This is a genomic window from Mycobacterium sp. DL99, assembly GCF_004762045.1.
Classification (GTDB): Bacteria; Actinomycetota; Actinomycetes; order Mycobacteriales; family Mycobacteriaceae; genus Mycobacterium.
Genome location: NZ_SJOM01000007.1, coordinates 5,507,432 through 5,531,148 on the forward strand (window position 1 = coordinate 5,507,432; position 23,717 = coordinate 5,531,148).

Genomic DNA, 23,717 nt, shown 5'->3' on the forward strand with positions numbered 1-23,717 from the left:
CTCAGCTCAGGTGCGGGGCCTCCTTGATCTTGGAGTCCTGCTTGCCGACCGTCTGGCAGTAGGTCTGCACCGCCAACCGGGTTCCGGTGATCTCCAGCTGCGCTGCATCGGTGCCCTTTTCGTCCTTGAGCATCTTGGCCACCGCGTCGTTCTGTGTCTTCTCGTCCTGCCCGATGAAGTCCTTGCACTTGGTGTCACCACCGGTGATCGCGGGCGAGCATCCGACGAGCACCATGCCCGTAGCCAATCCCGCCAACAACACACTCACTGAGCGCTTCATCGTGGTCCCCTCTGATCTGGTGGTGCGCGGTACACATCATCGCGCCGGGTTTCGTACCCCGCGACGGTACCTGTGAAACCTCCCGCCGCCCTCGCTCTACAGTCGACCACGTGAGTGCAGACAACCCGTTCGACCCGACGGTCTGGGAGCCGGTGCCCGGCTTCGACGATCTGACCGACATCACGTACCACCGCCACGTCGCCGACGGCGCCCGGCAGCCCACGGTCCGGATCGCGTTCGACCGGCCCGAGGTTCGCAACGCCTTCCGGCCGCACACCGTCGACGAGCTGTACCGCGTCCTCGACCACGCCCGGATGTCCCCCGACGTCGGGGTGGTGCTGCTGACCGGCAACGGCCCCTCGCAAAAAGACGGCGGCTGGGCCTTCTGCTCCGGCGGGGACCAGCGCATCCGGGGCCGGTCCGGTTACCAGTACGCGGCAGGAGACACCGCCGAGACGGTCGATCCGGCGCGGGCCGGGCGGCTGCACATCCTCGAGGTGCAGCGACTCATCCGGTTCATGCCGAAGGTGGTGATCTGCCTGGTCAACGGTTGGGCGGCCGGCGGCGGGCACAGCCTGCACGTCACCTGCGACCTGACCCTGGCCAGCCGCCAGCACGCCCGGTTCAAGCAGACCGACGCCGACGTCGGCAGCTTCGACGGTGGGTTCGGCAGCGCCTACCTGGCCCGCCAGACCGGGCAGAAGTTCGCCCGCGAGATCTTCTTCCTGGGCCGCGCCTACGACGCCGAGACCATGTACCAGATGGGCGCGGTGAACGAGGTTGTCGACCATGCCGAGCTCGAGTCCGTCGGCCTGCAGTGGGCCGCGGAGATCAACGGCAAGTCGCCCCAGGCGATCCGGATGCTCAAGTTCTCGTTCAACCTGATCGACGACGGCCTGGTGGGCCAGCAGGTGTTCGCCGGGGAGGCCACCCGCCTGGCCTACATGACCGACGAGGCCGTCGAGGGCCGCGACGCGTTCCTGGAGAAGCGCGATCCGGACTGGAGCGGTTTCCCGCGCTACTTCTAGTGAGTTGTGGAGTTTCAGCCGCGCTGACCGCCGCTGAAACTCCACAAATCGCAGGGCTAGAACGCAGGGCTAGAAGCGGAAAACCGTCTGGCCATGGGGTGACTTCGCGAACGCGAGCACCTTGGCCGGGGTGACCTGGTACACGATCGCGGCCTCACCGTCCGGGTCGAAAACCTCGTCGTCGCAATCGAAATCCCAGTCGTCCCCGTACTTGCTCCGATAGGTGTCGGCCAGGGCGGTCAGCCGCTGCAGGCCGGTCACCCGTGCGGCGGTGCCCTCGACGACGATGTCGAGGCCCGCGTTCCACGCGTTGGTGCCGGTGGTGACGACGACGCCCGCGCCGGCCTGAAGGTTGCGGGCCTTCTGCTCGGTGGACCCGGTGCAGAACACGAACACACCGTCGGTCCACACACCGACCAACGGTGTGACGTGCGGTCGCCCGTCACCGCGCACGGTCGTGAGCCAGTACAGCCCGGCGGCATCGAGGGCCGCCGCAGCGGACTCCCAACTCGTCGCTTCGGTCGCCTCGCTGAAGCGCTGGTCAAGCTTGCCGGTGATCGTCATACCGATACCGACCGGTCAGCGGCCGCCGATTCATCGCGGACGTGCGCCCGGTAGCGCAGTGGAGACATACCCACCTCGCGTTTGAATGCGTTGGAGAACGCACCTTCCGAGGAGTAACCCAGTGTGACGGCCAGTGCGCCGACCCGGGTGTCGTCATCGCGGAGGGCACGCTGCGCCAGCAGCATTCGCCAGTTGTTCAGGTAGGTCAGCGGCGGTACCCCGGCCACCGCACGGAACCGCTCAGCGAACGATGTCCGTGACATCGCTGCGGCACGAGCCAGCTCCTCCAGCCGCCAGGACTTCGCGGGTTGGTCATGCATCACGGCAAGGGCGGGGCGCAATCGCTCATCTGTCAGCACCCGCAGCCAGCCCGGCGGCAGGTGTTCACCCTGATCGATGTACGCCCGTAGCACCTCAAGCAGCAGCAGCTGGCCATGCTGGCGAATGGCGAACGCCGCGCCTATCCGGTCACCGGTCACCTCCTCCACCAGTCGGTCGAGCAGCCCGTGCAGGCTGCCCGCCTGTGCTGATGCGGCGCGGACGTGTCCCACCGGCGGCAGGGCATGCAGGAGCAGCGCCTCACCGGCAGGGTTGACGTCGACGTGCCCGCCGATGATCACGTCGGCGTCGCCGCAATCGGCGCCGTCGACGCGCACGAACGGATCGGATTCGCGCAAGACGATTTCGGTCGGCGGCCCCGTTCCCGGCCCACCCTCCAACGCGACCCATTTGCGGCTGTTGAGAATGGCCACATCACCGGCGAGCAACTCGATGGGCTGATCCATGCCGTCGGTGATGAGCCGGACACGACCGCACACCACGGCGGTCAACTTGAGCGGATACCTGATCGGCGCGTGAGCTCGCCAGTCTCCGCGCACGGCGAACCCCCCGGAAATCAGGCCACGGACCTCGACGAGGTCAAAGACATCGGAGAGCTGATCACGAACCATATCCGTACTATCGCGTAAAAAATGTGGACCCACAACCATTCAAAGTCCGGCCTAGCGGAGACATCGTGGAGGCATGACACAGAACCAACGCCCCATCGGATCGGGATTCACCGCCGCCTCGACGGCAACGGACGTGCTCGCAGGCATCGACCTGTCTGGACGCAACGTCATCGTCACCGCCGGTCATGTCGGACTCGGGCTCGAGACCACCCGGGCTCTGAGCCAGGCCGGAGCTTCGGTGGTGGTCGGCGCGCGCTCCCCGGAACGGGCGGCACATGCGCTGGCCGGCATCGACCGCGTCGAGGTCTACCCGCTCGACCTGATGGACCCACGATCAATCGACACGTTCGCAGCCAGATACCTCGACTCACGTCAGCCACTGCACATCCTGGTGAACAACGCCGGCATCATGGGCGGTGAACTGGTTCGCGACGCCCGCGGCTACGAATCACAGTTCGCCACCAATCACCTCGGCCATTTCCAACTGACGCTGGGTCTGCTCCCCGCATTGCGCGGAGCTTCGGGCGCCCGGGTGGTGGAGGTTTCATCCTGGGGGCACCATCTGTCCGACATCCACTGGGACGACCCGCATTTCGACACCGGCGAGTTCGACGGCATGGTGGCGTACGGCCAGTCGAAGACGGCCAATGTGTTGTTCGCAGTGGAACTCGACCGCCGCTTCGCCGGCGAAGGAATCCGCGGTTACGCACTACATCCCGGTGGGATCGTGAGTACCAACCTCGCACCGTGGCTCGGGGAAGACGGCTGGCGCGCCATGGGCCTGGTCGACGACGACGGACAGCCGGTGATCGATCCGGAACGGGATCGCAAAACTCCGGAACAAGGTGCGTCGACCAGCGTTTGGGCAGCCACCAGCCCGCGGCTCGACGACCTCGGTGGCGTGTACCTGCAGAACAACGACGTCGCACCGCTGGAAGACATCACCGAACCGTTGACGCTCGACATCACCGCCGGACCGATGGAGACGACGGTCGGCGTCACGCGGTACGCGGTCGACCCGGAATCCGCGCAGAGACTGTGGGAACTCAGTGAAAAATTGACCGCCTGACGCGTCGGCTCACGGCGCGCAGAACACTTTTCCCGGCGAGCAGACGCAGCGGTACATGAGAATGCCAGGTCACGGCTGCCGCGACGTCCGCTCGCCGGGGAAAATCTAGGTCTCCTAAACTCACGGCATGAGCAAGAACCCGCTGCGCCGAATCTCCGAGCAGCTGCTGTTGACCAGCATGCGCCCGCCGCTGACCGAGCGGCTGCAGGCCCGGGACGATGTCAACGTGGCCGGCAAGCGGATCCTGCTGACCGGTGCTTCTTCGGGCATCGGTGAGGCCGCGGCCGAGAAGTTCGCCGCGAAGGGAGCCACCGTCATCGCGGTGGCCCGCCGGCAGGAACTGCTCGACGACCTGGTCGGGCGGATTACCGCCAAGGGCGGCGACGCCCGCGCCCACGCGGTGGACCTGTCCGACATGGACGCCATCGACGAACTGGTCGCCACCGTGGAACGCGATCTGGGCGGTGTCGACATCCTGATCAACAACGCCGGCCGGTCGATCCGGCGCCCGCTGGCCGAATCGCTGGACCGCTGGCACGACGTCGAGCGCACCATGACGCTCAACTACTACTCGCCGTTGCGGCTCATCCGCGGCTTGGCCCCGGGCATGCGCGAGCGCCGCGACGGGCACATCATCAACGTCGCCACCTGGGGCGTGATGAACGAATCCTCGCCGCTGTTCGCGGTGTACAACGCCTCCAAGGCCGCCCTGGCCGCGGTGAGCCGGGTCATCGAAACCGAATGGGCCGCCGTCGGCGTGCATTCCACGACGCTGTACTACCCGTTGGTGAAGACCCCGATGATCGCCCCGACCCGGGCCTACGACGGGCTGCCGGGACTGTCCGCGGCCGAGGCCGCCGACTGGATGCTGACCGCGGCCCGCACCCGGCCGGTGCAGATCGCCCCACGCATGGCCGTGACCGCCAAGGCACTCAACACCGTGGCCCCCGGCCTGGTCGACGCCGTGATGAAACGGCAACGGGTCCAGCCCGTCTGATCACGGCTTGGTGATGCTCCGCGGCTGGAGCCCGAGTGAGCGCACATGCTCGGCGATGGCCCCGAGGTTGGTGGTCCACACATCGGTGTGCTCAAGCACGTAACGCATGAGGTCGTCGAGTTCGGCTGCCCGCGAAGCCCGTCCGGTGAGGAAGGGGTGATTGGTGAGTACCCAGCAGGCCCCCACGCGGCGCAGCGCGTCGAACTCCAGCTGCCAGAGTTCCCTTGCCTTGCGCGGGCTTTCGATCAGACCGGATCCGGAGATGTCGGGCAGATAGCAGTACTGCTCCCAGTCGTCGAGCGCCCACTGGATCGGGATCTCGACCAGCGAGCCGTCACCGACGGCCAGCTCATAGGGGCAGTCGGCGTCCATGAGGCTGGAGTCGTACAGGAATCCACGTTCGGCCAGCAGCGCCGGGGTGTGCCAGGACAGGTCCCACATCGGCGCGCGGTAGCCGGCCGGCCGTACGCCGGCCACCTCGGCCAGCGCCTCCAGCCCGCGGTCCAGCGCGTCGATCTCCTCTTGCAGCGTCAGTGCAGTCGGTTGCTCGTGCAGGTAACCGTGGTGGGCGATCTCGTGCCCGGCTGCGACGATCGCGCGCACCGCCTCGGGGTACCGGTGCGCGGTGTGACCGGGGACGAAGAACGTCGACGGAATCTGGTGGCGCTCCAGCAGTTCCAGGATCCGGGGAATTCCCACCAGCGGCCCGTAGGCCTGGTGGGACATCACGCTCATCCGCGCGGCGGCACCCTCGTTGCCCCACAGTACGGCTGACTCGGCATCCACATCGAACGTGAACGCCGCCGCCGCGGTTTTGCCTTCCGGCCAAGAGAATTCAGCCATGGTCAGCCATCAGCGTAACCAGCTCGTAGGCCAGATTGGCCCCCGCCACGGCGGTGACGTCACCGCTGTCGTAGGCCGGAGCGACCTCCACCACGTCGGCACCGACGATCTGCAACCCGCGCATGGCCCGCAACACCGCCACCAGTTCACGACTCGTCATTCCACCGATCTCGGGTGTTCCCGTGCCCGGCGCGAATGCCGGGTCCAGCACGTCGATGTCGATCGAAACGTACACCGGGTGGTCCCCCACCCGGTCGCGGATCCGCTCGATGACCCCGTCGACACCGATGCGGTCGATATCGCGGCAGTGGACCACCGTGAAGCCCAATGACTCGTCGTCGAGCAGGTCGGCGCGGTCGTAGAGCGAGCCGCGGATCCCGACGTGCGCCGAGTGGCCCTTGACGATCAGGCCCTGTTCGGAAGCCCGGCGGAACGGGGTGCCGTGCGTGCAGGGCGCACCGAAGTAGGTGTCCCAGGTGTCGAGGTGGGCGTCGAAGTGCACCAGCGCCACCGGGCCGTGGACCGCATGCATCGCCTGCAGTGCCGGCAGCGCGATGGTGTGGTCCCCGCCGAGGAGCACCACCCGCTGTCGCGGTGTGGTCAGCAGGTCGGCGATGCCCTCGCGCACCTGCTCCACCGCCGCCTCGATGTCGAACGGATTGGCCGCGATGTCGCCGGCGTCGACCACCTGTGCCTGCGCGAACGGGCTCACGTCCAGCGCCGGGTGGTAGGGCTTGAGCAGACGCGAGGCCTGCCGGATCGCGGCCGGGCCGAACCGGGCCCCCGGCCGGTAGGTGACGCCGGTGTCGAACGGCACCCCGACCACCGCGATGTCGTAGTCGGAGACCTCGTGGCGTTGCGGCAGCCGGGCAAAGGTGGCGATGCCCGCATACCGCGGCACCGCCATCGCATCGACCTGACCGACATTTCCGGTCTCCGACCGCACATACGGCTGGCTTGCCACCTGATTCCCTTCTCTCACTGCGTCACGCCCTCGTCCGGGTCGCCCCGCCATTGCAGGCGATCACCTGCCCGACGACCGCCGACATCTCGAAGTCGGCCAGGAACCCCACCGCGGCCGCGATCTCATCGACGGAACCGATGCGGCCCAACGGAATCGACTCGGCGTAACGCTTGTGCATATCTGTCAGTGGGATTCCGGCGGAGTCTGCGTCGACCTGCAGCTGCGGGGTGTCGGTCACTCCGGGCGCGACCGCGTTGACGATGATCCCCTCCGGCGCCAACTCCCGCCCCAGCGTCTTGACCAACGAGATCAGCCCGGCCTTGGACGCCGCGTAGGCCGTGGCCTCGGGCCAGCCGGTGACACCCCATTCGCTGGAGATCACGACGATGCGCCCCGCACCGAGCCGGCGCATGTGCGGCAGCACCGCCTGCACCAGATGAAAGGTGCCACCCAGGTTGGTGTCGACGACCCGCCACCAGTCCGCCTCGTCGTGCTGAAGCAGAGGAGCCATGGTCATATAGGCATGATTGGCGACCAGCACGTCGAGCCTGCCCGCCGCGGCCACCACCGCATCTGCGATCTCGACACAGGTGGCCGGGTCACTGACGTCGCCGGGCACAGCCAGGCCGCCGATCTCGGCAGCCAGCGCATCCAGCGCGGCACCGCCACGAATGTCGTTGACCGCGACCCTCGCTCCGGCCGCGGCCAGCCGGCGCGCGTGGGCGGCACCCATGCCCTGCGCCGCACCGGTGACCAGCACGGCCCGGCCCTGCAATGAGCTCATATCACCGCTCCCGCATTCACGTTGACGACGTCGCCGACGCTGAAGGTGGCATCGCACACCAGGTACTGCACACAACGCGCCACCTCGGCCGGGGTGACCAGTCGCCGCAACGGCAGAGTGGCCAGATAATCTGCTGCGCGCCAAGGGGAATCATCGGCAAGAAGCGGTGTGTCAGTCGGCCCGGGAGCCACCGCATTCACCCGCACACCGCGATCGGCGACCTCGGCGGCCAAGCTGCGCACCAGACCGAGGATGGCACCTTTGGCCGCGGCGTAGTGGGCGTCGTGATCGCCGCCGCCGACGGCAAGTTCACTGGCCACCGCGACCACTGCACCCGAGCCCTTATCGAGCATGTCGGGCAGACAGGCCCGGGCAGCGTGGAACAGCCCGCCCACATGCACCCGCAGCATGCGCTGCCAGGCCTGGGCGCTGATCTCGCTCACCGGAGCCATCTCGTAGTACCCGGCCGAGGTCACCAGCGCGGCGATCGGGCCGAGCTCGGCGCGGATCTCGGCGACCGCGCCGGCGACGGCGGTGCCGTCGGAAACATCGGCTGCCACAGCGTGATCCGCCTCGGTTGCGCCCGACAGATCGAGCGTTCCGATGACGTAGCCACGGTCGCGCAGAGCAGAGACCACGGCAGCACCGATCCCGCTGGCGCCACCCGTGACGACGGCGACAGGAGCCTCAGTCACCGGCCACCGCCTTGACGTCGGCGCGCTCGTCGAGGATCTCGGCCCCGTCGATCGCCGCGGCGCTCACGATCCGCTTGCGCACACTGAGCAGGATCCCCAGACCGATCACACCCAGCACCGCGAGCCCGATCCACACCGACCAGTCCAGGTAGCGCTGCTCGAAAACCGGCCTCGGCCAGGCGATGTTGAGGGTCTGCAGGATCGCCCACACCGCGGCCACGGCCGCGACGGGAACCGTGGCCCGGCCCAGGCTGAACGCACCGTCCGTCCAGCCGCGCCGGGCCAGCACCACCACGAACCCGATCAACGGGAACAGGAAGGCCAGATAGAAGCCACCGGCGGTGAAATTGACCATGAGCGAATAGATGTCGCCGGCCACGGTGCTGAGCAGGAACAGTGCCCCGCCGACGACCGTGGTGACCAGGATCGCCACCACCGGGATCCGGGCCCTGCCGCGCAGCCGGGCCAGCGCGGCCGAGGCCGGCAGTGCACCGTCACGGGCGTAGGCCCAGATCACGCGTGAGGCCGAAGTCTGCAAGGCCAGGAAGCTGGCCAGGAAGCCGATCACGAAGAGCACCTCGACCGGTTTGGCGATGCCGTGTCCCAGTGCCGCCGTGAGAGTTTCGTACACCGGGTCGGCCACCGAACCCGATACCACCGCATCGAGATCCGGGATCGCCAGGATGATCGCCAGGCTCGAGTAGGCCACCACCAACGCGATGAACCCCAGCGAGAAGATCACCGCCTTGGGCAGATCCCGCCGCGGCTCATGCACCTCCTCGGCGATCGCGCCCGCGCTTTCGAACCCGACGAACGAGAACCCGATGAAGGCCACCGCGATCAGGAACGGCCCGCTCAGGTAGCTCCAGGTATCCAGCCCGGGACCGCCTCCGTCGAACAGCACCGACAACGAATTGTTGCGATGGAACACCAGCAGCCAGGTGCCCAGCCCGATGGAACCGATCACTTCGGCCACGATGCTGGCGGTCATGAACACCTTGAGCGCGCCGCGGCCGATCAGATTGATCGCAGTCCCGCCGAGCAGAATCATCAGCGCGATGACGGCCCGCAGGCCCCCGGACGGAGATTCCACCCCGGCGATGTTGGCCACGAACCCGGCCGCGCCCAGCGCCACCGTCGCCATCGCGATCACCAGCGTCCACATGTACACCCAGCCGGCGAACCAGCCGTAGGACGTGCCCAGCAGCCGCCGCGACCACTGATATATGGAACCTTCCAACGGCCAGCGGGACACCAGCATCGCGAAGACCAGGGCCACCAGCAGCTGGCCGCCGAACACCAGCGCGAAGCCCCACCAGAAGCTCGGGCCGGCCGCTGCCAGTGCCAGACCGAAGATTCCGTAGAGCGCGACGATCGGCGAGATGAACGCGAAAGCGAAGGCAAACGCTGACCACAGCGAGAATTCGCGCCGTAGAACATGGGGTCCGTCGGGGTCGTGCGCGGGCGCCGAGATCGGCGATGCAGTCATCTGTGCTCCCTCTGACGTGGTTGCAGGAACTATCACGCCGCCGTGGTGCAACCGCCAAGCGATCGCGGCGAACACGCTGCAAACCCACTGTTGCCCCACGACGGCATTGGAGGATCCGACAATGCCCGCCGGCACGGATGTGACGTCGGCGTTACGCTCACCCCATGTCGGACCGCAGCGACGTCATCCCGACACTGCGCGATCTCCTTGAGTCACACCGAGGGCTGCTCACGCCCGACGAACCCACCGGCGACCTGGACCGCCGGATCAGCTGGGTGCACACCACCGAGTTGCGGGACCCGTCGCGGTATCTGCACGGTGGCGAGCTGGTCTGCACGGTGGGCATCAGCCTGCAGACCGCCGAGGACTGCGCGGCATTCGTCGAGTCGTTGACCCGGGCCGGGGCCGCCGGCCTGTGCTTCGGCATCGGCGATGTGCACGACACGGTCCCCGGCGCGCTGATCACCTCGGCCGCCCGAGACGGCCTGCCGATCCTCATCGCCCCTCCCAATGTGCCGTTCTCGTCGGTGAGCCGCTATGTTGCCGACTTCCAGGTCGGCGGTGAGATATCCGTCGCACGGGCCACCAATTCGCTGATGCCCGAACTACTTTCGTCACAACGACGGCGCGAATCGGTGAGGCAGCTGTTGGACCGAGCAGGTGAGGTGCTGAGCGGCTACCTCCTGCTGGATCCTGACGGGGCACCCGAGGACACCGGCACCACCACCGTGGTCGACGGGTTGGGCGCCTTGACCTGGGTGGGCAGCGGCGACCCGCCCGAAACCGCTGTCCTGCAGCTGATCGCGCGATTCGCCCAGGCCGCCCAAGGTGATCGCGACATCGAAACCGCGCTGACCCGCGAACGGGTCGGACAGCTGCTGTCGTTGATCGAGCGACGCATGCTGCTGCCCGACGCCCTCAATCAGCTGTTGGACTGGGCGGGGCTGAGCTCACCCGAACTGACCTGCTCGGCCTGGCCGGCCGGGGCCGGCGCCGTGCTGTCGATGGCGTTTCCCGATGCCCTGGTCGGCGACGCACCCGAGATCTGTCTGGTTCTTGAGGCCGGCGCCCGCGCTCAGGCCGCCACCGAACTCTCGATGCCCTCGGGGCACGCCGCAGCCGTACCGCTCGCCGAGCTGGGGGCGGCAATAACTCAAGCCCGCATCGCCCTCGACCTGGCCCAGCAGCACGGCGGAAGCATCGGACCCGATCAACTGAGCACCTTCGACAGCCTGCTCGAGGGCTTGCCGCTGAGCCGGCTGGCCCCGTTCAAGAACCAACTCATCGACCCACTCGAGCGCCTGGACAACGACCGGGGCACCCAGCACGTGCGGACTCTTCGGACCTTCCTGGCCACCAACGGGTCACTCATCGACACCGCCCGCGAACTATTCCTGCACACCAACACGGTGCGTCACCGGCTGGGCCGCATCCATGAGATCACCGGGCGCAACCCGATGAGCTTCGAAGACCAGGCAGCGTTCGCCATCGGACTGCGCGCCAGCGACCGCGCCCGGCGGATGCCCGGACGACCGGACTGACTCCCGTGGGCCCGATGACCACAGCTGATGAGGAAGTTGCCGACGTGATGGAGGGATACCGAATGCCGACACGATGTGAGCGCGCCCGACGTGGTCGTTGCCCGCGCCCGCGTCATCGGTGCGTGTGATGGACCCGGAATCGGCTCAGCGCAACGAGAATCGGTTTCACGTACGCCCGATGGTGCGCTCGGATTGGCATTGGATATGTGGTTGGTTTCGCGACACGGAGCTTGATCGCCGGTTGGGGCCGATTGATGAAGAGTGGCTGGAGCACGTTCTCTCCGACCACGACGGGGTGCAACTCGTCCTGGAGGACCACAAAGGGCGGCCCGCGGCGCTGGTGGGATGTGTGTGGGATCAGTCGGGCGACGAACATGCGATCACCGACCTCGCGGTTGACCCTCAACTTCGGCGTTCGGGGATCGGGCGTGAGGCAGTCGCGGCGACGGTGGCCTGGGCTGGGCATCCGGTGGCGAAACGTTGGATCGCGTTCGTCGAGGTGGACAATCCCACAGCGGTCGAATTCTTCCCCGCGATCGGCTGGTGCCACGAGGGCATCGAGGACGGCATGCATCGGTTCTGCCGTGAGATGTGAGGACGCCTTCACGACACGGGAGCGTCGCCCGTCGAGATAGGACGTTGGACGCGGCGCCTCCTGGCCGAACTCTTTGGTCGAACAGTTTCTGATAGGAATTGTCCATGCCCGAGTCCGCCCAGCACGCTTCGTGCGATCCGGCAATCGAGGCTGTCCTCGGGCGCGCGGTCGAACGCATTCGACGCGACTACCCAGGCACCCGGGCGATCCTCCTCAAGGGCAGCCTGGTCCGCGGCGACGCCGGCCCGTACAGCGATATCGACCTGGACGTTCTGGTGGCTGGAGCCGACGAAAGCAGTTATGCCGCATGGTTCGACAGCGAAGGTGGTCGCTTGCACCATGTTTCGCTCGCGGTTCATTCTCGGGACGTATGGTGGGATGAGGCCGAGGATCCGGCGGAATGGTCGTTCGGTTTCGCTGCTCTTGAGGTGTTTCGATTGCTCTGGGTGGACGATCCGGAGGAGGCGGCACGGTATTGCGGGCCCGGACTCCCCCGCCCCGCCGGGGACCCCGAACTGGAGGACTTCTTTTCCGACGTTGGCAAGCTCCGCAATGCGCGCAGAGCCGGCGACGAGTTGGGTGTCCGGCTTGCAGCCCGAGCGGCCGCACTTCTTTGCCCCTCGGTACTGGCGGCAGTCAATCCCGGCCATCCTGCCGATCCGATAACCAGTGCCCGGGCAGCCCTCGACGCCGCCCTGTCATTTCCTGTTGCCCCACAGGGTTATCGGGAGGATTTCCTGCGCTGCCTCGGCCTCTCGGGCGAGGCTTCGGACACCGACGACATCGCGGCTGCCGCCGAACGTCTGGTGCTCGGCACCGTCTCGCTACTGGAAGACCACCGAGTTTGGTCGACCGACGCTGACAAACCTCGCTTCGAGCTCGGCCTGGACGACGCGCTGGCAACTCGGACCCTGAGCGCCTACCTGCACCAATCCCAGGACTGACCGTGTCGCGGATTCGTCGTGACACCGCGCGGTGGTAGACAAGGGAGATGGAAATCCTGGCCAGCCGGATGCTGATCCGGCCGGTCGACTACCCGAAGTCTGTCGAGTTCTACCGCGACGGGATCGGCCTGGCCATCGCCCGCGAATATGGTGCGGGCACAGTCTTTTACGCCGGGCAGTCACTGATCGAATTGGCCGGTCACCACAGCCCGACCGAATCCGGGGTGTTCCCCGGCGCGCTGTGGTTGCAGGTGCGCGACGTCTACGCCACCCAGGCGGAGCTGGAAGGCCGGGGCGTGAAGATCGCCCGGGCGGCGACGCAAGAGCCATGGGGTCTGCACGAGATGCACGTGATCGATCCCGACAGGATCACCCTGATTTTCGTCCAGGTGCCCGACACCCATCCGCTGCGCCGGGACACCCGCGACTAGAACGTATTCAGCGCACCGGTGTCGACAGTGGCCAGCCCACCGAGGCCAGCCGCGCGGCAACCTGGTTGACCTCTTCGGGGTTGGGTTCCTTGTCGATGACGTCCTGGACCGCGAGACGGATCTCGGCGTCGGTGACCGGGCTGTCCCCGTTGTTTGACCGCAGGATGTTGTGGGCGGCCTGGACCACCTCGTCCTCGGTCAGCGACCGGGTCAGCAGCGCCAGCAAGGCGAACTGATCCTTATGCGGCACGCCCTCCGGATAGCCGGCCCGCAGCCAGCTCAGCACGTTGTCCAGGAAGCTCGTCGTTTCGGTCATGCTCAGCTCACTTACCCGGAATGAAGGGGACGGGGTTGAATCCGAAGTGGTGAATGATCGTGGTCTTGGTGATCCAGAGGATCGCGATCACGATCACCGCGGCGACGATGGTGAAAAGCGCCAGACCGAGGACCTTCAGCGCGGGGTTGGGCGCCACGACGGTGCCGTCCTCGTGTGTACCGCCGGCGCCGTTCGAGTAGGCCACCAGGCCCGTGGCGAACACCGCGGGCAGACCGGCTCCGAGGATCAACCCCACAACCAGCACCTTGAAGATGGAGTCCACATAAATCATCAGCTGATTCCTTAGCTAGATCCGGTCAGACTGCGGCTTTGTCGGCGGTGGCGGCGGGCTTGGCGGGCGTGGCGGCGTCGCGTACCTCGGCCGGCACCACCGAGTTGGTGGAGTCGTCCCAATCGGCATTGACGTTCTTGTGGTCGACCTTCTGCTGCTGGGCGCGCCACCACATGTACCCGGACAGGGCGACCAGGACCAGGAAGATCAGGCCGTCACCGGCGAGCGCTGATCCGGTGAGCGACTCGACACCGTGCGACAGCCAGAAGGCCAGCGCGCCGACGAGACCGGCGGCGGGCAAGGTGATCAACCAAGCCATCGCCATGCGCCCGGCCACGGCCCAGCGCACCTCGGCGCCGGGCTTGCCGACGCCGCTACCGAGGATCGAGCCGGTGGCGACGTGAGTTGTGGAGAGCGCCATGCCGGCCGCGCTGGAGCTCAAAATGATTGCAGCCGAGGATGCTTCAGCGGCAAGCCCCTGCGGGGATTCGATCTCGACCAGGCCCTTGCCCAGCGTGCGGATGACGCGCCAGCCGCCGATGTATGTGCCGAGGCCGATGGCCAGCGCGCAAGAGGCGATGATCCAGATCGGTAGGCCGTTCTCCTTCACGTCCCCGGTGAGGTGGCCGGTGGTGATGAGGGCCAGCGCGATGACGCCCATAGTCTTCTGCGCGTCGTTGGTTCCGTGGGAGAGCGCGACCAGCGAGGCGGTGGCGATCTGGCCCCAGCGGAAGCCCTGCTCACGACGCTTCTTCAGCACGTTGCGAGTGATGCGGTAGACGAGCCAGGTTCCGGTGGCGGCGACGAGGCAGGCGATGAAGGGAGCCGCGATCGCGGGGATGAGCACCTTCTGGAGCACGCCGGACCAGTTGACCCCGGACAGGCCGATGGCTGCCAGCCCGGCGCCGATCAGCCCGCCGAAGAGCGCATGCGACGAACTGGACGGAATACCGAAGAGCCAGGTCAGCAGGTTCCAGAGGATGCCGCCGATCAGACCGGCGAAGATGATCGTGAGACCCGTCGAGGCATCGATGCCGGATACCAGCGACCCGGTCTTGCTGTCCTGGATCTTGAGCACCGATGTGGTGACCGTGACGGCCACCTCGACCGAGAGGAACGCGCCGACAAGGTTGAGGACACCCGCCAGGATCACAGCGGTCTTCGGCTTCAACGCCCCCGTGGCGATCGAGGTGGCCATGGCATTGCCGGTGTCGTGAAAGCCGTTTGTGAAGTCAAAAGCCAGTGCAGTTGCTATCAACAGCACCAGGACGATCAGCTCAGCGCTCATGGCGGTAATTCTGTCGGACCATTGGCGTTTTTGACCAGCCGGAAACACCTCGCTGAGCTGGGAATTCGAATACGCTACGAATGAGTTCACCGAGTGTTCATCTCCGCACCCCGGGCTGTTCGCCGGGGCGGTTTGCCGATCCCCGAGCGGCCGATAAATTCACTGCGAGCCAGAGTCGGCTGGCACCACTAACATCAATGCGGTCTTCCGGCTCAAACTCGTTTGTCCGGAGGAACCTCGCTCGGGTGCATCAGGAGTAGGCACAGTGAACGCATTTCTCGCGAAGATCGCGGCCTGGCTGAACGCCGGGTACCCCGAGGGGGTGCCTGGGCCAGACCGGGTGCCGTTGTTGGCGCTGCTGACCCGGCGCCTCACCAACGACGAAGTCAAAGCCGTCGCACGGGATCTCATCGATCGCGGTGACTTCGATCACATCGACATCGGCGTACTCATCACCCAGATCACCGACGAGCTGCCCCGCGCGGAAGACGTCGAACGGGTCCGGGAACGACTGGCGGCCAAGGGGTGGCCGTTGGACGATCCGCGCGATGCCGAGGACTCGATCGACTCCGATGACGCCGGCCGCCAGAACGGTGACGACCCGAAAGAGTCAGGGGGCCCGGCATAGCCGTCCTGCGCCCCGTCACCGTCGGACCCGCGACGGACGATTTGCCGGCGGTCCTCGATGACGTCCTGACCGGGCGCGGGTCGGCGATCCTGCCCGTCCCCGCCGACGACGAACGTCAGAGTTCTTTGTTGACAACCAATTTGCGCGCCGGAGAAGACATCGACGACGACGTCGCAGTGGTGATCTCGACCTCGGGCACCACTGGCGAGCCCAAAGGCGCGCTGCTGACCGCCGACGCGCTGCGGGCCAGCGCCGCGGCCACGCACGCCCGGCTGGGCGGTGACGGCCGGTGGCTGCTCGCCCTGCCCGCCTATCACATCGCGGGTCTGCAGGTCCTCGTGCGCAGTGCACTGGCCGGCACCACGCCCGTCACCATCTCCGCGTCCTTCGATCCGACCGAATTGCCTTCTGCGGTGGCGGCTCTGGGCAATGGACGTCGTTACGCCTCACTGGTGGCGGTGCAGCTCGACAAGTCCTTGCGTGACCCGGCCGCCGCGGACGCGCTGGCCCAGCTCGACGCCGTTCTGATCGGCGGCGGGCCGATGCCGGCTGGGGTGGCCGAACGCGCGGAGTCGGCCGGGGTGAACGTGGTCCGCACCTACGGGATGAGCGAGACCGCGGGCGGCTGTGTGTACGACGGCGTGGCACTCGACGGGGTGAAGGTGCGTATCGACAATTCCCGCATCCTGCTGGGCGGAGCCACCGTGGCCCGCGGCTATCGCAACCCGATCAGCCCCGACCCCTTCGCCGAGCCGGGGTGGTTCCGCACCGATGACCTTGGCACCGTGGATGATTCGGGCGTGTTGCGGGTTCTGGGCCGGGTCGATGAGGCGGTCAGCACCGGCGGGTTGACGGTGCTGCCGCAACTGGTCGAATCGGCGCTGGCCGACCATCCGGCGATCGCCGACTGCGCGGTCTTCGGGGTCCCCGACGAGCGGCTCGGCCAGCGCGTGGTCGCCGCACTGGTACTGGCCCCGGGTTCATCGGTCCCCGATGTGGCCGAGTTGCGGGCCCATGTGGCGCGGACCCTTGATGCCACCGCGGCCCCGCGGGAGGTGCACATCGTCGACGAGTTGCCCCGTCGCGGCATCGGCAAGCTCGACCGGCGCACGCTGGCCGCCCGCTACGGCGGCTGAGCTCCGGGCGCCGGCCGGCGAATTCCTGGTCAGACAATTCAGTTGTCGGCTTGGGCATGATGGAGGCATGCGCCGAGAAGTGACCTCCGCGGATGAGCTGCGCGCCATCGTCGGGCAACCCACCGCAGCCGTCGCCAAGAAGGTGACGGACCGACTGTCGGAAGCACAGCAGGTCTGGCTCAAGCAGTCACCGCTGGGCTTCGTGGCGACCACCGATGCACACGGCCGCGTCGACGTCTCCCCCAAGGGCGACCCACCGGGCTTCGTCCAGATCATCGATGACACCACGATCGCGATCCCGGAGCGGCCCGGCAACCGGCGCGTCGACGGTTTCCTCAACGTGCTGCAGCGCCCGCACGTGGGCACGGTGTTCGTCATCCCCGGCCGCGGTGACACCCTGCGGATCAACGGCACCGCCCGGATCCTCTCCGATGCAGACTATTTCGAGGACATGGTGGTCGACGGCAAGCGGCCGATCCTCGCGCTGGAGATCGCCGTCGAAGAAGTGTTCTTCCACTGCCCCAAGGCATTCCTGCGCTCCGACACATGGAAACCCGAGACCTGGAATCCGACGTCGGTGCCCTCGGTGGCACAGATGGCCAAGGCGTTCAAGCCCGACCAGAGCCAGGCCGAACTCGACGCGTATTACAGCGAGGACAACCTGCGCAAGATCCTTTACTGAACTTCGTCAGCCGGTTTCACCAGGACCGCCCGCGTGTAAAGCAGCTGGAAGCCCCGGCGCTGCACGTTGTGCTGGGACTTCGAGCCGGGCGCCGTTGTCACCACGGCGATCTCGCATCCGGCGTCGGCCGCCTCGGCCAGCCGAGCCGCCAGCAGCGCGGCCTGCACCCCGCGGCGCCGGTAGGCCGGCGCCGTCGCGGCCCCGGCCAGCTGAGCGACCCCACCGGCCAGTCGCATCATCCCGCCGCCGGCGACCGCTCCGTCCAACAGCGCGATATACGCGGTGGCCCCGGCCTTTTCCATGTCCCGTTCGGCCCGCTCAAGGATGTCAGCGGGGAACTGCTCATGACTGATGGGGCCCTCAGCATCGGGATGGGCGAAGCCCTCCACCACGACGTTCACCCATGCGGCGAGATCGTCGGCCCGGCGCACCTGCACGTCTGACGCCGGCGGGCGCTCGTCGTGAATCGGCCTGCCCAGCACGTTCTCGAACTCGACGAGGCGATAGCCGCGGCCGGACAACAACTCGGTGATCTCCGGGTCGGCCAAGTTGGACAGTTCCACCCGCGTGGAGCTGCCCCTGCCCGCGAACGCGCGCTCGATCTCACCCAGCACCGCTTCATCGGGCAACCCGTCGAAGCCGAGGCCGACCACCTTGTTCATGGGCGATTCCGCCTCGGCGAAACAGGCGTACCCGCCGGCGACGGGCAGGAGCAGCCCATCGGCGCCACGGTGTCCGGCAGCGCGCGTCGCCGCCGCGATCAGGTCCGCCTCGGCCTTCTCGATGCGGCGGGCCAGATCGACACCGCAGAACAATTGGTCCGAGCCCTGGTCTGAGTCACCTTTGGTAGCCACGTCGATATTGTGCCCGCACAGGCTTTTCCGAAACGTGGGTACCAACCCCGGCGTCGGTCAGCGGGGCGGCCCCGCGGGTTCCCACGTCTGCATCGCCGTATCGAGCTCATCGCTGTCGAGCGCCTTCACCGGAATCGGTGCCTGGTCGTCGTGGTAACGCATGCCGTCCAAAAGAATGGCCACATACCGGCGCCACAGGTCGGCATCGACATGCCCGGCGTATTCACTCACGGTGCCGGCCAGCAGCCCGAAGAGCGGCATGTCCGTGGACGACACCTCCGGACGCAGATAACCGTCGCTCTGCGCCCGCTCGACAAGTTTGGTCAACGCCGGGACGAGCCGCTCCTGGCAGGCCTTGACCCGATCGCCCCCATAGCATTTGCTGAACGCGATCTCCCTCAACCCGCGGTCGGTGGCCGTGATCTTGCACATGCTCTCGACGTACCACGAGAACCCCTGCCATGAATCTTCTTGCTGCAGTGCAATTTCAGCCAATGCGGTGAGTTGATCCATACCGTCCACGAAGATCGCCTCGAGCAGCTCCTCTTTGGTGGCGAACCGTCGATACACCGTTCCGACTCCGACATTGGCGTGATGTGCCACGTCGTTGAGCGTCGCCTCAAGACCTTTTTCGGCAAACAGCTCCCGCGCGGCATCGAGCACCCGCTGCCGGTTGCGCTCTGCGTCCCTACGCAGCACGCGACGTGTTTCCTCGGTCATATCTCTCAGCTTAAGTGATCGGGGTCATAAGTGGATTGATCCTATCCACTTGTTCGACTAACTTTACCCTTCGGACTGCGTAGGCCGCCTAACTGACAGGTCGTCGCGAACGCATCGAACGTCGGGAGGCCCACAATGACAGCCGTCAGCGCTCCGCCAGCCGCGGCCCGATCCCCAAGGCGGGCGCGATGACCAAGGCAATCCGACGGATATGGCTTCCCGTACTGATCGTCATCGCCATGGTGGCCGGCGTGCTGATCGTGATGAACGTCCGCAAAGTCTTCGGCGCACATCCGGTCATCATCACCGAAACCACGTCGGACAACGCCGAGGACTTCAACCCCAAGTTCGTGAAGTACGAGATCTTCGGCACGGGCGGCACTGCCGTCATCAACTACATGGACCTTGAAGGCAAACCCCAGCGCACCGGAACCGTGCCGCTGCCATGGACTTTGACACTGCAAACCACGTTGCCCTCGGTGCAGCCCAACATCATGGCGCAAGGCGACGGGCACAGCATCAGTTGCCGAGTCACCGTCGATGACGCGGTCAAAGAAGAGAGAACGGCTACTGGAGTGAACGCACAAACCTTCTGCTTTGTGAAGGCAGCATGAGCGCGCCGACCGACGACGCCCCGACCGACGCCATCGCAACGGGACGCCACGCGGCACCTCCGCGCCCGCGGCTCCCGCGATTCATCCGAGCGTTCGCCCTGCCGATCATCCTGGCGTGGATCGTGATCGTCGCACTGCTCAACACCGTCGTCCCTCAGCTCGAGGTCGTCGGAAAGATGCGCGCGGTGTCGATGAGTCCCAACGACGCACCGTCGATGATCGCGATCAAAGAGGTCGGCAAGAAGTTCCAGGAGTACGACACCAGCAGCTCGGTGATGGTCGTGCTCGAAGGCGACAAGCCGCTGGGCCTCGAGGCGCACGTCTTCTACGACAAGATGGTTCGCGACCTGCGCGCGGATACCACCCACGTGCAGCATGTGCAGGACTTCTGGGGCGACACCCTGACCGCCAAGGGCGCGCAGAGCCGCGACGGCAAGGCCGCCTACGTGCAGGTCTACATCGCCGGTGACCAGGGCGAGACGCTGGCCAACGAGTCGGTCGAGGCGGTGCGGCGCATCGCAACCGAAAGCCCCGCACCCGACGGTGTGAAGGCGTATGTCACCGGATCCGCGGCGTCCAGCACCGATCAGAACATCGTCGGTGACGAGAGCATGGAGCTGATCGAGCTCGTCACCTTCGGTGTCATCGCGGTGATGCTGCTTGGCGTCTACCGGTCGATCATCACCACGCTGATCGTGCTGGTGATGGTCGTGCTCGAATTGTCCGGCGCCCGTGGCCTCGTCGCGTTACTGGGCTATCAGAACTTCTTCGGTCTCACGACGTTCGCGACCAACATGCTGGTGACGCTGGCCATCGCCGCGGCCACCGACTACGCGATCTTCCTGATCGGCCGATATCAGGAAGCACGAAGAGCCGGCGAGGACAAGGAAGCGGCCTACTACGACATGTTCCACGGCACGGCCCATGTCGTGCTCGCGTCGGGCCTGACCATCGCCGGTGCGACGTTCTGCCTGCACTTCACCCGCCTGCCGTACTTCCAGACCATGGGTATTCCCCTGGCGGTCGGAATGACGATGGTGGTCGCCATGGCGCTGACCCTGGGGCCGGCCGTCATCTCGGTTGCCAGCCGATTCGGCAAGATCCTTGAACCCAAGCGGTTTTCGAAGTCCCGCGGATGGCACCGGGTGGGCACCGCCACGGTTCGCTGGCCGGGCGCAATCCTGGTGTGCGCCATCGTCGCGGCGTTGATCGGCCTGCTCGCCCTGCCGGGCTACCACACCACCTACAACGACCGCATCTTCCTGCCGAAGGACGTCGGGACGAACGTCGGTTACGACGCCGCGTTCCGGCACTTCTCGCAGGCCAAGATGAACCCGGACCTGATGATGATCGAGTCCGATCGCGATCTGCGTAACCCCGCCGATTTCCTGGTGATCGACAAGATCGCCAAGGCACTCAAGAGCGTGCACGGAATCGCCCAGGTGCAGACCATCACCCGTCCCGATGGCGATCCGATCAAGCACTCGACGATCCCGTACACGCTGGGCCAGAGTGGCACGACCCAGCTCATGAACAACGACTATGCGCAGGCCAATCTGCAGAATCTGCTCGACCAGGCCGACGATCTGCAGACCAGCATCGATGCGATGACCGAAATGATGTCCATCCAAACGGATCTGGCAGCGGTGTCGCAGCGCATGGCCGACAAGATGAAGACCACGTCCAGCGACATGAACGACGTGCGCGATCACCTGGCGGACTTCGACGACCAGTTCCGGCCGCTGCGCAACTATCTCTACTGGGAACCGCACTGCTTCGACATTCCGATGTGCTGGTCCATCCGGTCGATCTTCGACGCGCTCGACGGCATCAACACGATGTCGGATGACTTCCAGGACCTGGTTCCCGAGATGCAGCGCATGGCCGACCTGATGCCGAAGATGGTCGCCACCATGCCGCGGCAGATCCAGTCGATGAAGCATCAGAAAGAGCTGCTGCTGAACCAGTATCAGGTGCAGAAGGCCCAACAGGATCAGACGATGGCGATGCAGAACACCGCCACCGCCATGAGCGAAGCATTCGATACGGCCAAGAACGACGATTCGTTCTACCTGCCGCCGGAGGCATTCGAGACCGAGGACTTCCAGCGAGGCATCAAGCTGTTCATGTCGCCTGACGGACATGCGGTGCGGTTCACCATCATTCACCAGGGTGATCCACTGACTCCGGAAGGTACCGCACGCATCGCACCGCTCAAGATCGCAGCGGCCGACGCGATCAAGGGAACCCCGCTCGAGGGATCCAAGATCTATCTCGGTGGCAGCTCGGCGACGTACAACGACATGCAGCAGGGCGCCGACTACGACCTGATCATCGTCGCTGCGGCGGCACTGATCCTGATCTTCATCATCATGTTGGTGCTCACCCGTGCGGTGGTGGCCTCCGCGGTGATCGTCGGCACGGTAGTGCTGAGTCTGGCCTCGGCCTTCGGGCTGTCGGTACTGCTCTGGCAACACATCGTGGGAATCCCGTTGCACTGGATGGTGATGCCGATGTCGGTCATCGTCCTGCTGGCCGTCGGCGCGGACTACAACCTGCTGCTCGTCTCACGAATAAAGGAAGAGATCCACGCCGGGCTGAAGACCGGGATCATCCGGGCCATGGTCGGCACCGGCGCCGTGGTCACCTCCGCAGGCCTGGTCTTCGCCTTCACCATGGCATCGATGGCGGTCAGCAGCCTCATCGTCATCGGTCAGGTCGGAACGACGATCGGCCTGGGCCTGCTGTTCGACACCCTGGTGGTCCGGTCACTGATGACACCGTCCATCGCCACGCTGCTCGGGCGCTGGTTCTGGTGGCCGCAACACGTCCGCCAGCGTCCGTTACCGCAGCCCTGGCCGAAGCCCATTCAACGCGAGCCCGAGGAGGCCCTGGTCTGATGAAACGCATGTTGATCGCCCTGTCATTCTGTGCCGCAACCAGTGTCGCGCTGTCCGCACCGGCCTACGCCGATCCGGACACGGATTTCGCCAACGAATTGCACACCTACGGCGTCTACGGGCAGAAGGACTACAACGCCTGGATCGGCAAGCTCATGTGCAAGCGGCTGCACAACGGCGTCGACCACAACGCCCAGGACTCGGTCGGTTTCGTGAAGAAGCAACTGGCCAAGGACAGCACCGACGCTCAGGCCTGGCAGTTCCTGGGCACCGCCATCAACTACTACTGCCCCGACCAGCGCTTCGTCTACGAACAAGCCGCGCACTGAACGACTTTGGAGCGACATGTTGAACCGCACGAGTGTGACTAACTTGATCCGCACCGGAGTGGCGGCCTGTGCGGTCGCCGGCAGCCTGGCCGGGGCCGGCATCGCTAATGCCGATGCCACCGACGACTACCCGATCCCCAACCGGATCCTCAAGACGCCGTGCACGGCCGAGCAGATCATGGCCGCCGCCCGCGACGTCGAACCGGTGTACTACGAGCGCTACATGATCGACTACAACAACAAGCCGGTCGCCGATCAGCAGGGCGCCCAGGACCGGATCCACTGGTTCTTCTCGATGGACTACGCGGGCCGCCGCCAGTACTCGGAGAACATGGCCACCAACGCCTTCTTCGAGAACATGTCCTGGCGCTGGCCGAACTGGGCCAAGTTGTTCTTCAACAACAAGGGCGTCGCGGCCAACACCACCGACGTCTGCATGAACTACCCGCCCAACGACATGTCCGTTTGGGACTGGCACTGACGGACCCGGTTCCGCTGTGCGCCCAGCGCCTCCCCTAGTGCCCAGAGCGCAACCCCGATGAGCACCGGGTCCTTCAACAGGAACTGACCGGGTTGCGCGCCGAGCACCGGGATCGGCCCGGCGTGGTGACCACCACGCCGGGCATGGTGAACAGGAAGCCTCAGGGTGCCGAGGAACAAGACCACGGCCAGGGCGCTGCCGAGCGCGGAAAGCCGAGGCCACCACGGGGCCGAATCCCATGGCTCACCACCCGACGTCACCGAAACGTCAGACACGCCCCGGCGGCGCCCGCCTAGGCTGGGC

The 23,717-nt window shown here is 66.2% G+C and carries 28 protein-coding genes; 14 read left to right on the forward strand and 14 right to left on the reverse strand.

What is annotated here, in order from left to right; genetic code table 11:
* Position 1: 1 nt before the first annotated feature.
* Complete coding sequence (locus EYZ64_RS26880) at positions 2–280, reverse strand: hypothetical protein (protein WP_135458332.1); 279 nt, start codon at positions 278–280, stop codon at positions 2–4.
* A 110-nt stretch (positions 281–390) separates the two neighbouring features.
* On the opposite strand from EYZ64_RS26880, the gene EYZ64_RS26885 reads away from it, so the two are divergent.
* The gene (locus tag EYZ64_RS26885; RefSeq protein WP_135458334.1) at positions 391–1,308 is read left to right on the forward strand and encodes a 1,4-dihydroxy-2-naphthoyl-CoA synthase; all 918 of its coding nucleotides are present in this window, start codon (positions 391–393) and stop codon (positions 1,306–1,308) included.
* 69 nt (positions 1,309–1,377) lie between these two features.
* Here the strand turns inward: EYZ64_RS26885 and EYZ64_RS26890 are convergent, their stop codons facing one another.
* Complete coding sequence (locus tag EYZ64_RS26890) at positions 1,378–1,872, reverse strand: pyridoxamine 5'-phosphate oxidase family protein (protein ID WP_135458336.1); 495 nt, start codon at positions 1,870–1,872, stop codon at positions 1,378–1,380.
* On the reverse strand, positions 1,869–2,822 hold the full coding sequence (locus tag EYZ64_RS26895; RefSeq protein WP_135458339.1) for an AraC family transcriptional regulator: 954 nt from the start codon (positions 2,820–2,822) through the stop codon (positions 1,869–1,871). The genes EYZ64_RS26890 and EYZ64_RS26895 overlap by 4 nt, the downstream gene beginning before the upstream one ends.
* Positions 2,823–2,895: 73 nt before the next feature.
* Between EYZ64_RS26895 and EYZ64_RS26900 the strand changes: the two genes are divergently transcribed.
* Together EYZ64_RS26900 and EYZ64_RS26905 are read left to right on the forward strand one after the other, a co-directional pair.
* Positions 2,896–3,891, forward strand: a complete 996-nt coding sequence (locus EYZ64_RS26900; protein WP_135458340.1) for an SDR family NAD(P)-dependent oxidoreductase — start codon at positions 2,896–2,898, stop codon at positions 3,889–3,891.
* A gap of 127 nt (positions 3,892–4,018) precedes the next feature.
* The gene (locus EYZ64_RS26905; RefSeq protein WP_135458342.1) at positions 4,019–4,888 is read left to right on the forward strand and encodes an SDR family oxidoreductase; all 870 of its coding nucleotides are present in this window, start codon (positions 4,019–4,021) and stop codon (positions 4,886–4,888) included.
* Here the strand turns inward: EYZ64_RS26905 and EYZ64_RS26910 are convergent, their stop codons facing one another.
* The 5 genes from EYZ64_RS26910 to EYZ64_RS26930 form a co-directional block, all read right to left on the reverse strand.
* Entirely contained in the window at positions 4,889–5,731 is an 843-nt protein-coding gene (locus EYZ64_RS26910; RefSeq protein WP_135458344.1) for a polysaccharide deacetylase family protein, read from the reverse strand.
* Positions 5,724–6,638 (reverse strand): agmatinase, encoded by a 915-nt coding sequence (gene speB, locus EYZ64_RS26915; RefSeq protein WP_450072078.1) that lies wholly within the window; start codon positions 6,636–6,638, stop codon positions 5,724–5,726. Before speB ends, EYZ64_RS26910 begins: the two co-directional genes overlap by 8 nt.
* Positions 6,639–6,717: 79 nt before the next feature.
* Complete coding sequence (locus EYZ64_RS26920) at positions 6,718–7,479, reverse strand: SDR family NAD(P)-dependent oxidoreductase (protein WP_135458348.1); 762 nt, start codon at positions 7,477–7,479, stop codon at positions 6,718–6,720.
* Positions 7,476–8,174 (reverse strand): SDR family NAD(P)-dependent oxidoreductase, encoded by a 699-nt coding sequence (locus tag EYZ64_RS26925; RefSeq protein ID WP_135458350.1) that lies wholly within the window; start codon positions 8,172–8,174, stop codon positions 7,476–7,478. Before EYZ64_RS26925 ends, EYZ64_RS26920 begins: the two co-directional genes overlap by 4 nt.
* The gene (locus EYZ64_RS26930; RefSeq protein WP_135458352.1) at positions 8,167–9,663 is read right to left on the reverse strand and encodes an APC family permease; all 1,497 of its coding nucleotides are present in this window, start codon (positions 9,661–9,663) and stop codon (positions 8,167–8,169) included. Before EYZ64_RS26930 ends, EYZ64_RS26925 begins: the two co-directional genes overlap by 8 nt.
* 164 nt (positions 9,664–9,827) lie before the next feature.
* On the opposite strand from EYZ64_RS26930, the gene EYZ64_RS26935 reads away from it, so the two are divergent.
* The 4 genes from EYZ64_RS26935 (at position 9,828) to EYZ64_RS26950 (ending at position 13,174) form a co-directional block, all read left to right on the forward strand.
* A complete protein-coding gene (locus EYZ64_RS26935) occupies positions 9,828–11,204 on the forward strand; it encodes a PucR family transcriptional regulator (RefSeq protein ID WP_135458354.1) in 1,377 nt (458 codons plus the stop codon).
* A 127-nt stretch (positions 11,205–11,331) separates the two neighbouring features.
* Positions 11,332–11,799, forward strand: a complete 468-nt coding sequence (locus EYZ64_RS26940) for a GNAT family N-acetyltransferase (protein WP_353653695.1) — start codon at positions 11,332–11,334, stop codon at positions 11,797–11,799.
* Between the two features lie 104 nt (positions 11,800–11,903).
* Entirely contained in the window at positions 11,904–12,743 is an 840-nt protein-coding gene (locus EYZ64_RS26945; protein WP_135458356.1) for a nucleotidyltransferase domain-containing protein, read from the forward strand.
* Positions 12,744–12,790: 47 nt separating this feature from the next.
* Complete coding sequence (locus EYZ64_RS26950; protein ID WP_135458357.1) at positions 12,791–13,174, forward strand: VOC family protein; 384 nt, start codon at positions 12,791–12,793, stop codon at positions 13,172–13,174.
* 7 nt (positions 13,175–13,181) lie between these two features.
* Here EYZ64_RS26950 and EYZ64_RS26955 read toward each other — a convergent pair whose 3' ends face one another.
* From EYZ64_RS26955 to EYZ64_RS26965, 3 genes are read right to left on the reverse strand one after another with little or no spacing between them, the layout of a single operon-like run.
* Positions 13,182–13,490 carry a DUF3349 domain-containing protein gene (locus EYZ64_RS26955; protein WP_135458359.1) on the reverse strand — a complete coding sequence of 103 codons (309 nt, stop codon included), beginning with the start codon at positions 13,488–13,490 and terminating at the stop codon, positions 13,182–13,184.
* Between the two features lie 7 nt (positions 13,491–13,497).
* Positions 13,498–13,782 (reverse strand): hypothetical protein, encoded by a 285-nt coding sequence (locus EYZ64_RS26960; RefSeq protein WP_135458361.1) that lies wholly within the window; start codon positions 13,780–13,782, stop codon positions 13,498–13,500.
* A 25-nt stretch (positions 13,783–13,807) separates the two neighbouring features.
* Positions 13,808–15,070 carry an inorganic phosphate transporter gene (locus EYZ64_RS26965; protein ID WP_135458363.1) on the reverse strand — a complete coding sequence of 421 codons (1,263 nt, stop codon included), beginning with the start codon at positions 15,068–15,070 and terminating at the stop codon, positions 13,808–13,810.
* A 265-nt stretch (positions 15,071–15,335) separates the two neighbouring features.
* Between EYZ64_RS26965 and EYZ64_RS26970 the strand changes: the two genes are divergently transcribed.
* From EYZ64_RS26970 to EYZ64_RS26980, 3 genes are all read left to right on the forward strand, one after another.
* Complete coding sequence (locus tag EYZ64_RS26970) at positions 15,336–15,698, forward strand: DUF3349 domain-containing protein (protein WP_135458365.1); 363 nt, start codon at positions 15,336–15,338, stop codon at positions 15,696–15,698.
* 65 nt (positions 15,699–15,763) lie between these two features.
* Positions 15,764–16,834: an o-succinylbenzoate--CoA ligase gene (menE, locus tag EYZ64_RS26975; RefSeq protein ID WP_210115703.1), complete on the forward strand. Its 1,071-nt coding sequence runs from the start codon at positions 15,764–15,766 to the stop codon at positions 16,832–16,834.
* 67 nt (positions 16,835–16,901) lie between these two features.
* Positions 16,902–17,516 (forward strand): pyridoxamine 5'-phosphate oxidase family protein, encoded by a 615-nt coding sequence (locus EYZ64_RS26980; RefSeq protein ID WP_135458370.1) that lies wholly within the window; start codon positions 16,902–16,904, stop codon positions 17,514–17,516.
* Here EYZ64_RS26980 and EYZ64_RS26985 read toward each other — a convergent pair.
* Positions 17,510–18,370, reverse strand: a complete 861-nt coding sequence (locus tag EYZ64_RS26985) for a GNAT family N-acetyltransferase (protein WP_135458372.1) — start codon at positions 18,368–18,370, stop codon at positions 17,510–17,512. The two genes, EYZ64_RS26980 and EYZ64_RS26985, sit on opposite strands and share 7 nt — an antisense overlap.
* Positions 18,371–18,427: 57 nt before the next feature.
* Entirely contained in the window at positions 18,428–19,090 is a 663-nt protein-coding gene (locus EYZ64_RS26990; protein WP_135458374.1) for a TetR/AcrR family transcriptional regulator, read from the reverse strand.
* A gap of 188 nt (positions 19,091–19,278) precedes the next feature.
* Here EYZ64_RS26990 and EYZ64_RS26995 point away from each other — a divergent pair, with 188 nt between their 5' ends.
* Genes EYZ64_RS26995 through EYZ64_RS27010 form a run of 4 tightly spaced genes read left to right on the forward strand, consistent with a single transcriptional unit; the run spans position 19,279 to position 23,414 of the window.
* Positions 19,279–19,704, forward strand: coding sequence for an MmpS family transport accessory protein (locus tag EYZ64_RS26995; RefSeq protein WP_135458376.1), 426 nt, complete (start codon positions 19,279–19,281; stop codon positions 19,702–19,704).
* Entirely contained in the window at positions 19,701–22,604 is a 2,904-nt protein-coding gene (locus EYZ64_RS27000) for an MMPL/RND family transporter (protein WP_135458378.1), read from the forward strand. The genes EYZ64_RS26995 and EYZ64_RS27000 overlap by 4 nt, the downstream gene beginning before the upstream one ends.
* Complete coding sequence (locus EYZ64_RS27005; protein ID WP_135458380.1) at positions 22,604–22,933, forward strand: DUF732 domain-containing protein; 330 nt, start codon at positions 22,604–22,606, stop codon at positions 22,931–22,933. The genes EYZ64_RS27000 and EYZ64_RS27005 overlap by 1 nt, the downstream gene beginning before the upstream one ends.
* Positions 22,934–22,949: 16 nt before the next feature.
* On the forward strand, positions 22,950–23,414 hold the full coding sequence (locus EYZ64_RS27010) for a DUF5078 domain-containing protein (protein WP_135458382.1): 465 nt from the start codon (positions 22,950–22,952) through the stop codon (positions 23,412–23,414).
* Here EYZ64_RS27010 and EYZ64_RS27015 read toward each other — a convergent pair.
* Positions 23,375–23,689, reverse strand: a complete 315-nt coding sequence (locus EYZ64_RS27015; protein WP_210115585.1) for a hypothetical protein — start codon at positions 23,687–23,689, stop codon at positions 23,375–23,377. The two genes, EYZ64_RS27010 and EYZ64_RS27015, sit on opposite strands and share 40 nt — an antisense overlap.
* Positions 23,690–23,717 lie beyond the last annotated feature (28 nt).

What these genes read in the sequence shown, in the direction of transcription:
- EYZ64_RS26990 (WP_135458374.1), bottom strand. Translation starts at nt 19,090, where the DNA reads ATGACCGAGGAAACACGTCGCGTGCTGCGTAGGGACGCAGAGCGCAAC.
- EYZ64_RS26905 (WP_135458342.1), top strand. Translation starts at nt 4,019, where the DNA reads ATGAGCAAGAACCCGCTGCGCCGAATCTCCGAGCAGCTGCTGTTGACC.
- EYZ64_RS26930 (WP_135458352.1), bottom strand. Translation starts at nt 9,663, where the DNA reads ATGACTGCATCGCCGATCTCGGCGCCCGCGCACGACCCCGACGGACCC.
- EYZ64_RS26960 (WP_135458361.1), bottom strand. Translation starts at nt 13,782, where the DNA reads ATGATTTATGTGGACTCCATCTTCAAGGTGCTGGTTGTGGGGTTGATC.
- EYZ64_RS26910 (WP_135458344.1), bottom strand. Translation starts at nt 5,731, where the DNA reads ATGGCTGAATTCTCTTGGCCGGAAGGCAAAACCGCGGCGGCGGCGTTC.
- EYZ64_RS26995 (WP_135458376.1), top strand. Translation starts at nt 19,279, where the DNA reads ATGACCAAGGCAATCCGACGGATATGGCTTCCCGTACTGATCGTCATC.
- EYZ64_RS26965 (WP_135458363.1), bottom strand. Translation starts at nt 15,070, where the DNA reads ATGAGCGCTGAGCTGATCGTCCTGGTGCTGTTGATAGCAACTGCACTG.
- EYZ64_RS26935 (WP_135458354.1), top strand. Translation starts at nt 9,828, where the DNA reads ATGTCGGACCGCAGCGACGTCATCCCGACACTGCGCGATCTCCTTGAG.
- EYZ64_RS27000 (WP_135458378.1), top strand. Translation starts at nt 19,701, where the DNA reads ATGAGCGCGCCGACCGACGACGCCCCGACCGACGCCATCGCAACGGGA.
- speB (WP_450072078.1), bottom strand. Translation starts at nt 6,638, where the DNA reads ATGGCGGTGCCGCGGTATGCGGGCATCGCCACCTTTGCCCGGCTGCCG.
- EYZ64_RS26890 (WP_135458336.1), bottom strand. Translation starts at nt 1,872, where the DNA reads ATGACGATCACCGGCAAGCTTGACCAGCGCTTCAGCGAGGCGACCGAA.
- EYZ64_RS26895 (WP_135458339.1), bottom strand. Translation starts at nt 2,822, where the DNA reads ATGGTTCGTGATCAGCTCTCCGATGTCTTTGACCTCGTCGAGGTCCGT.
- EYZ64_RS26880 (WP_135458332.1), bottom strand. Translation starts at nt 280, where the DNA reads ATGAAGCGCTCAGTGAGTGTGTTGTTGGCGGGATTGGCTACGGGCATG.
- EYZ64_RS27010 (WP_135458382.1), top strand. Translation starts at nt 22,950, where the DNA reads ATGTTGAACCGCACGAGTGTGACTAACTTGATCCGCACCGGAGTGGCG.
- EYZ64_RS26950 (WP_135458357.1), top strand. Translation starts at nt 12,791, where the DNA reads ATGGAAATCCTGGCCAGCCGGATGCTGATCCGGCCGGTCGACTACCCG.
- EYZ64_RS26980 (WP_135458370.1), top strand. Translation starts at nt 16,902, where the DNA reads ATGCGCCGAGAAGTGACCTCCGCGGATGAGCTGCGCGCCATCGTCGGG.
- EYZ64_RS26945 (WP_135458356.1), top strand. Translation starts at nt 11,904, where the DNA reads ATGCCCGAGTCCGCCCAGCACGCTTCGTGCGATCCGGCAATCGAGGCT.
- EYZ64_RS26920 (WP_135458348.1), bottom strand. Translation starts at nt 7,479, where the DNA reads ATGAGCTCATTGCAGGGCCGGGCCGTGCTGGTCACCGGTGCGGCGCAG.
- EYZ64_RS26940 (WP_353653695.1), top strand. Translation starts at nt 11,332, where the DNA reads ATGGACCCGGAATCGGCTCAGCGCAACGAGAATCGGTTTCACGTACGC.
- EYZ64_RS26955 (WP_135458359.1), bottom strand. Translation starts at nt 13,490, where the DNA reads ATGACCGAAACGACGAGCTTCCTGGACAACGTGCTGAGCTGGCTGCGG.
- EYZ64_RS26900 (WP_135458340.1), top strand. Translation starts at nt 2,896, where the DNA reads ATGACACAGAACCAACGCCCCATCGGATCGGGATTCACCGCCGCCTCG.
- EYZ64_RS27005 (WP_135458380.1), top strand. Translation starts at nt 22,604, where the DNA reads ATGAAACGCATGTTGATCGCCCTGTCATTCTGTGCCGCAACCAGTGTC.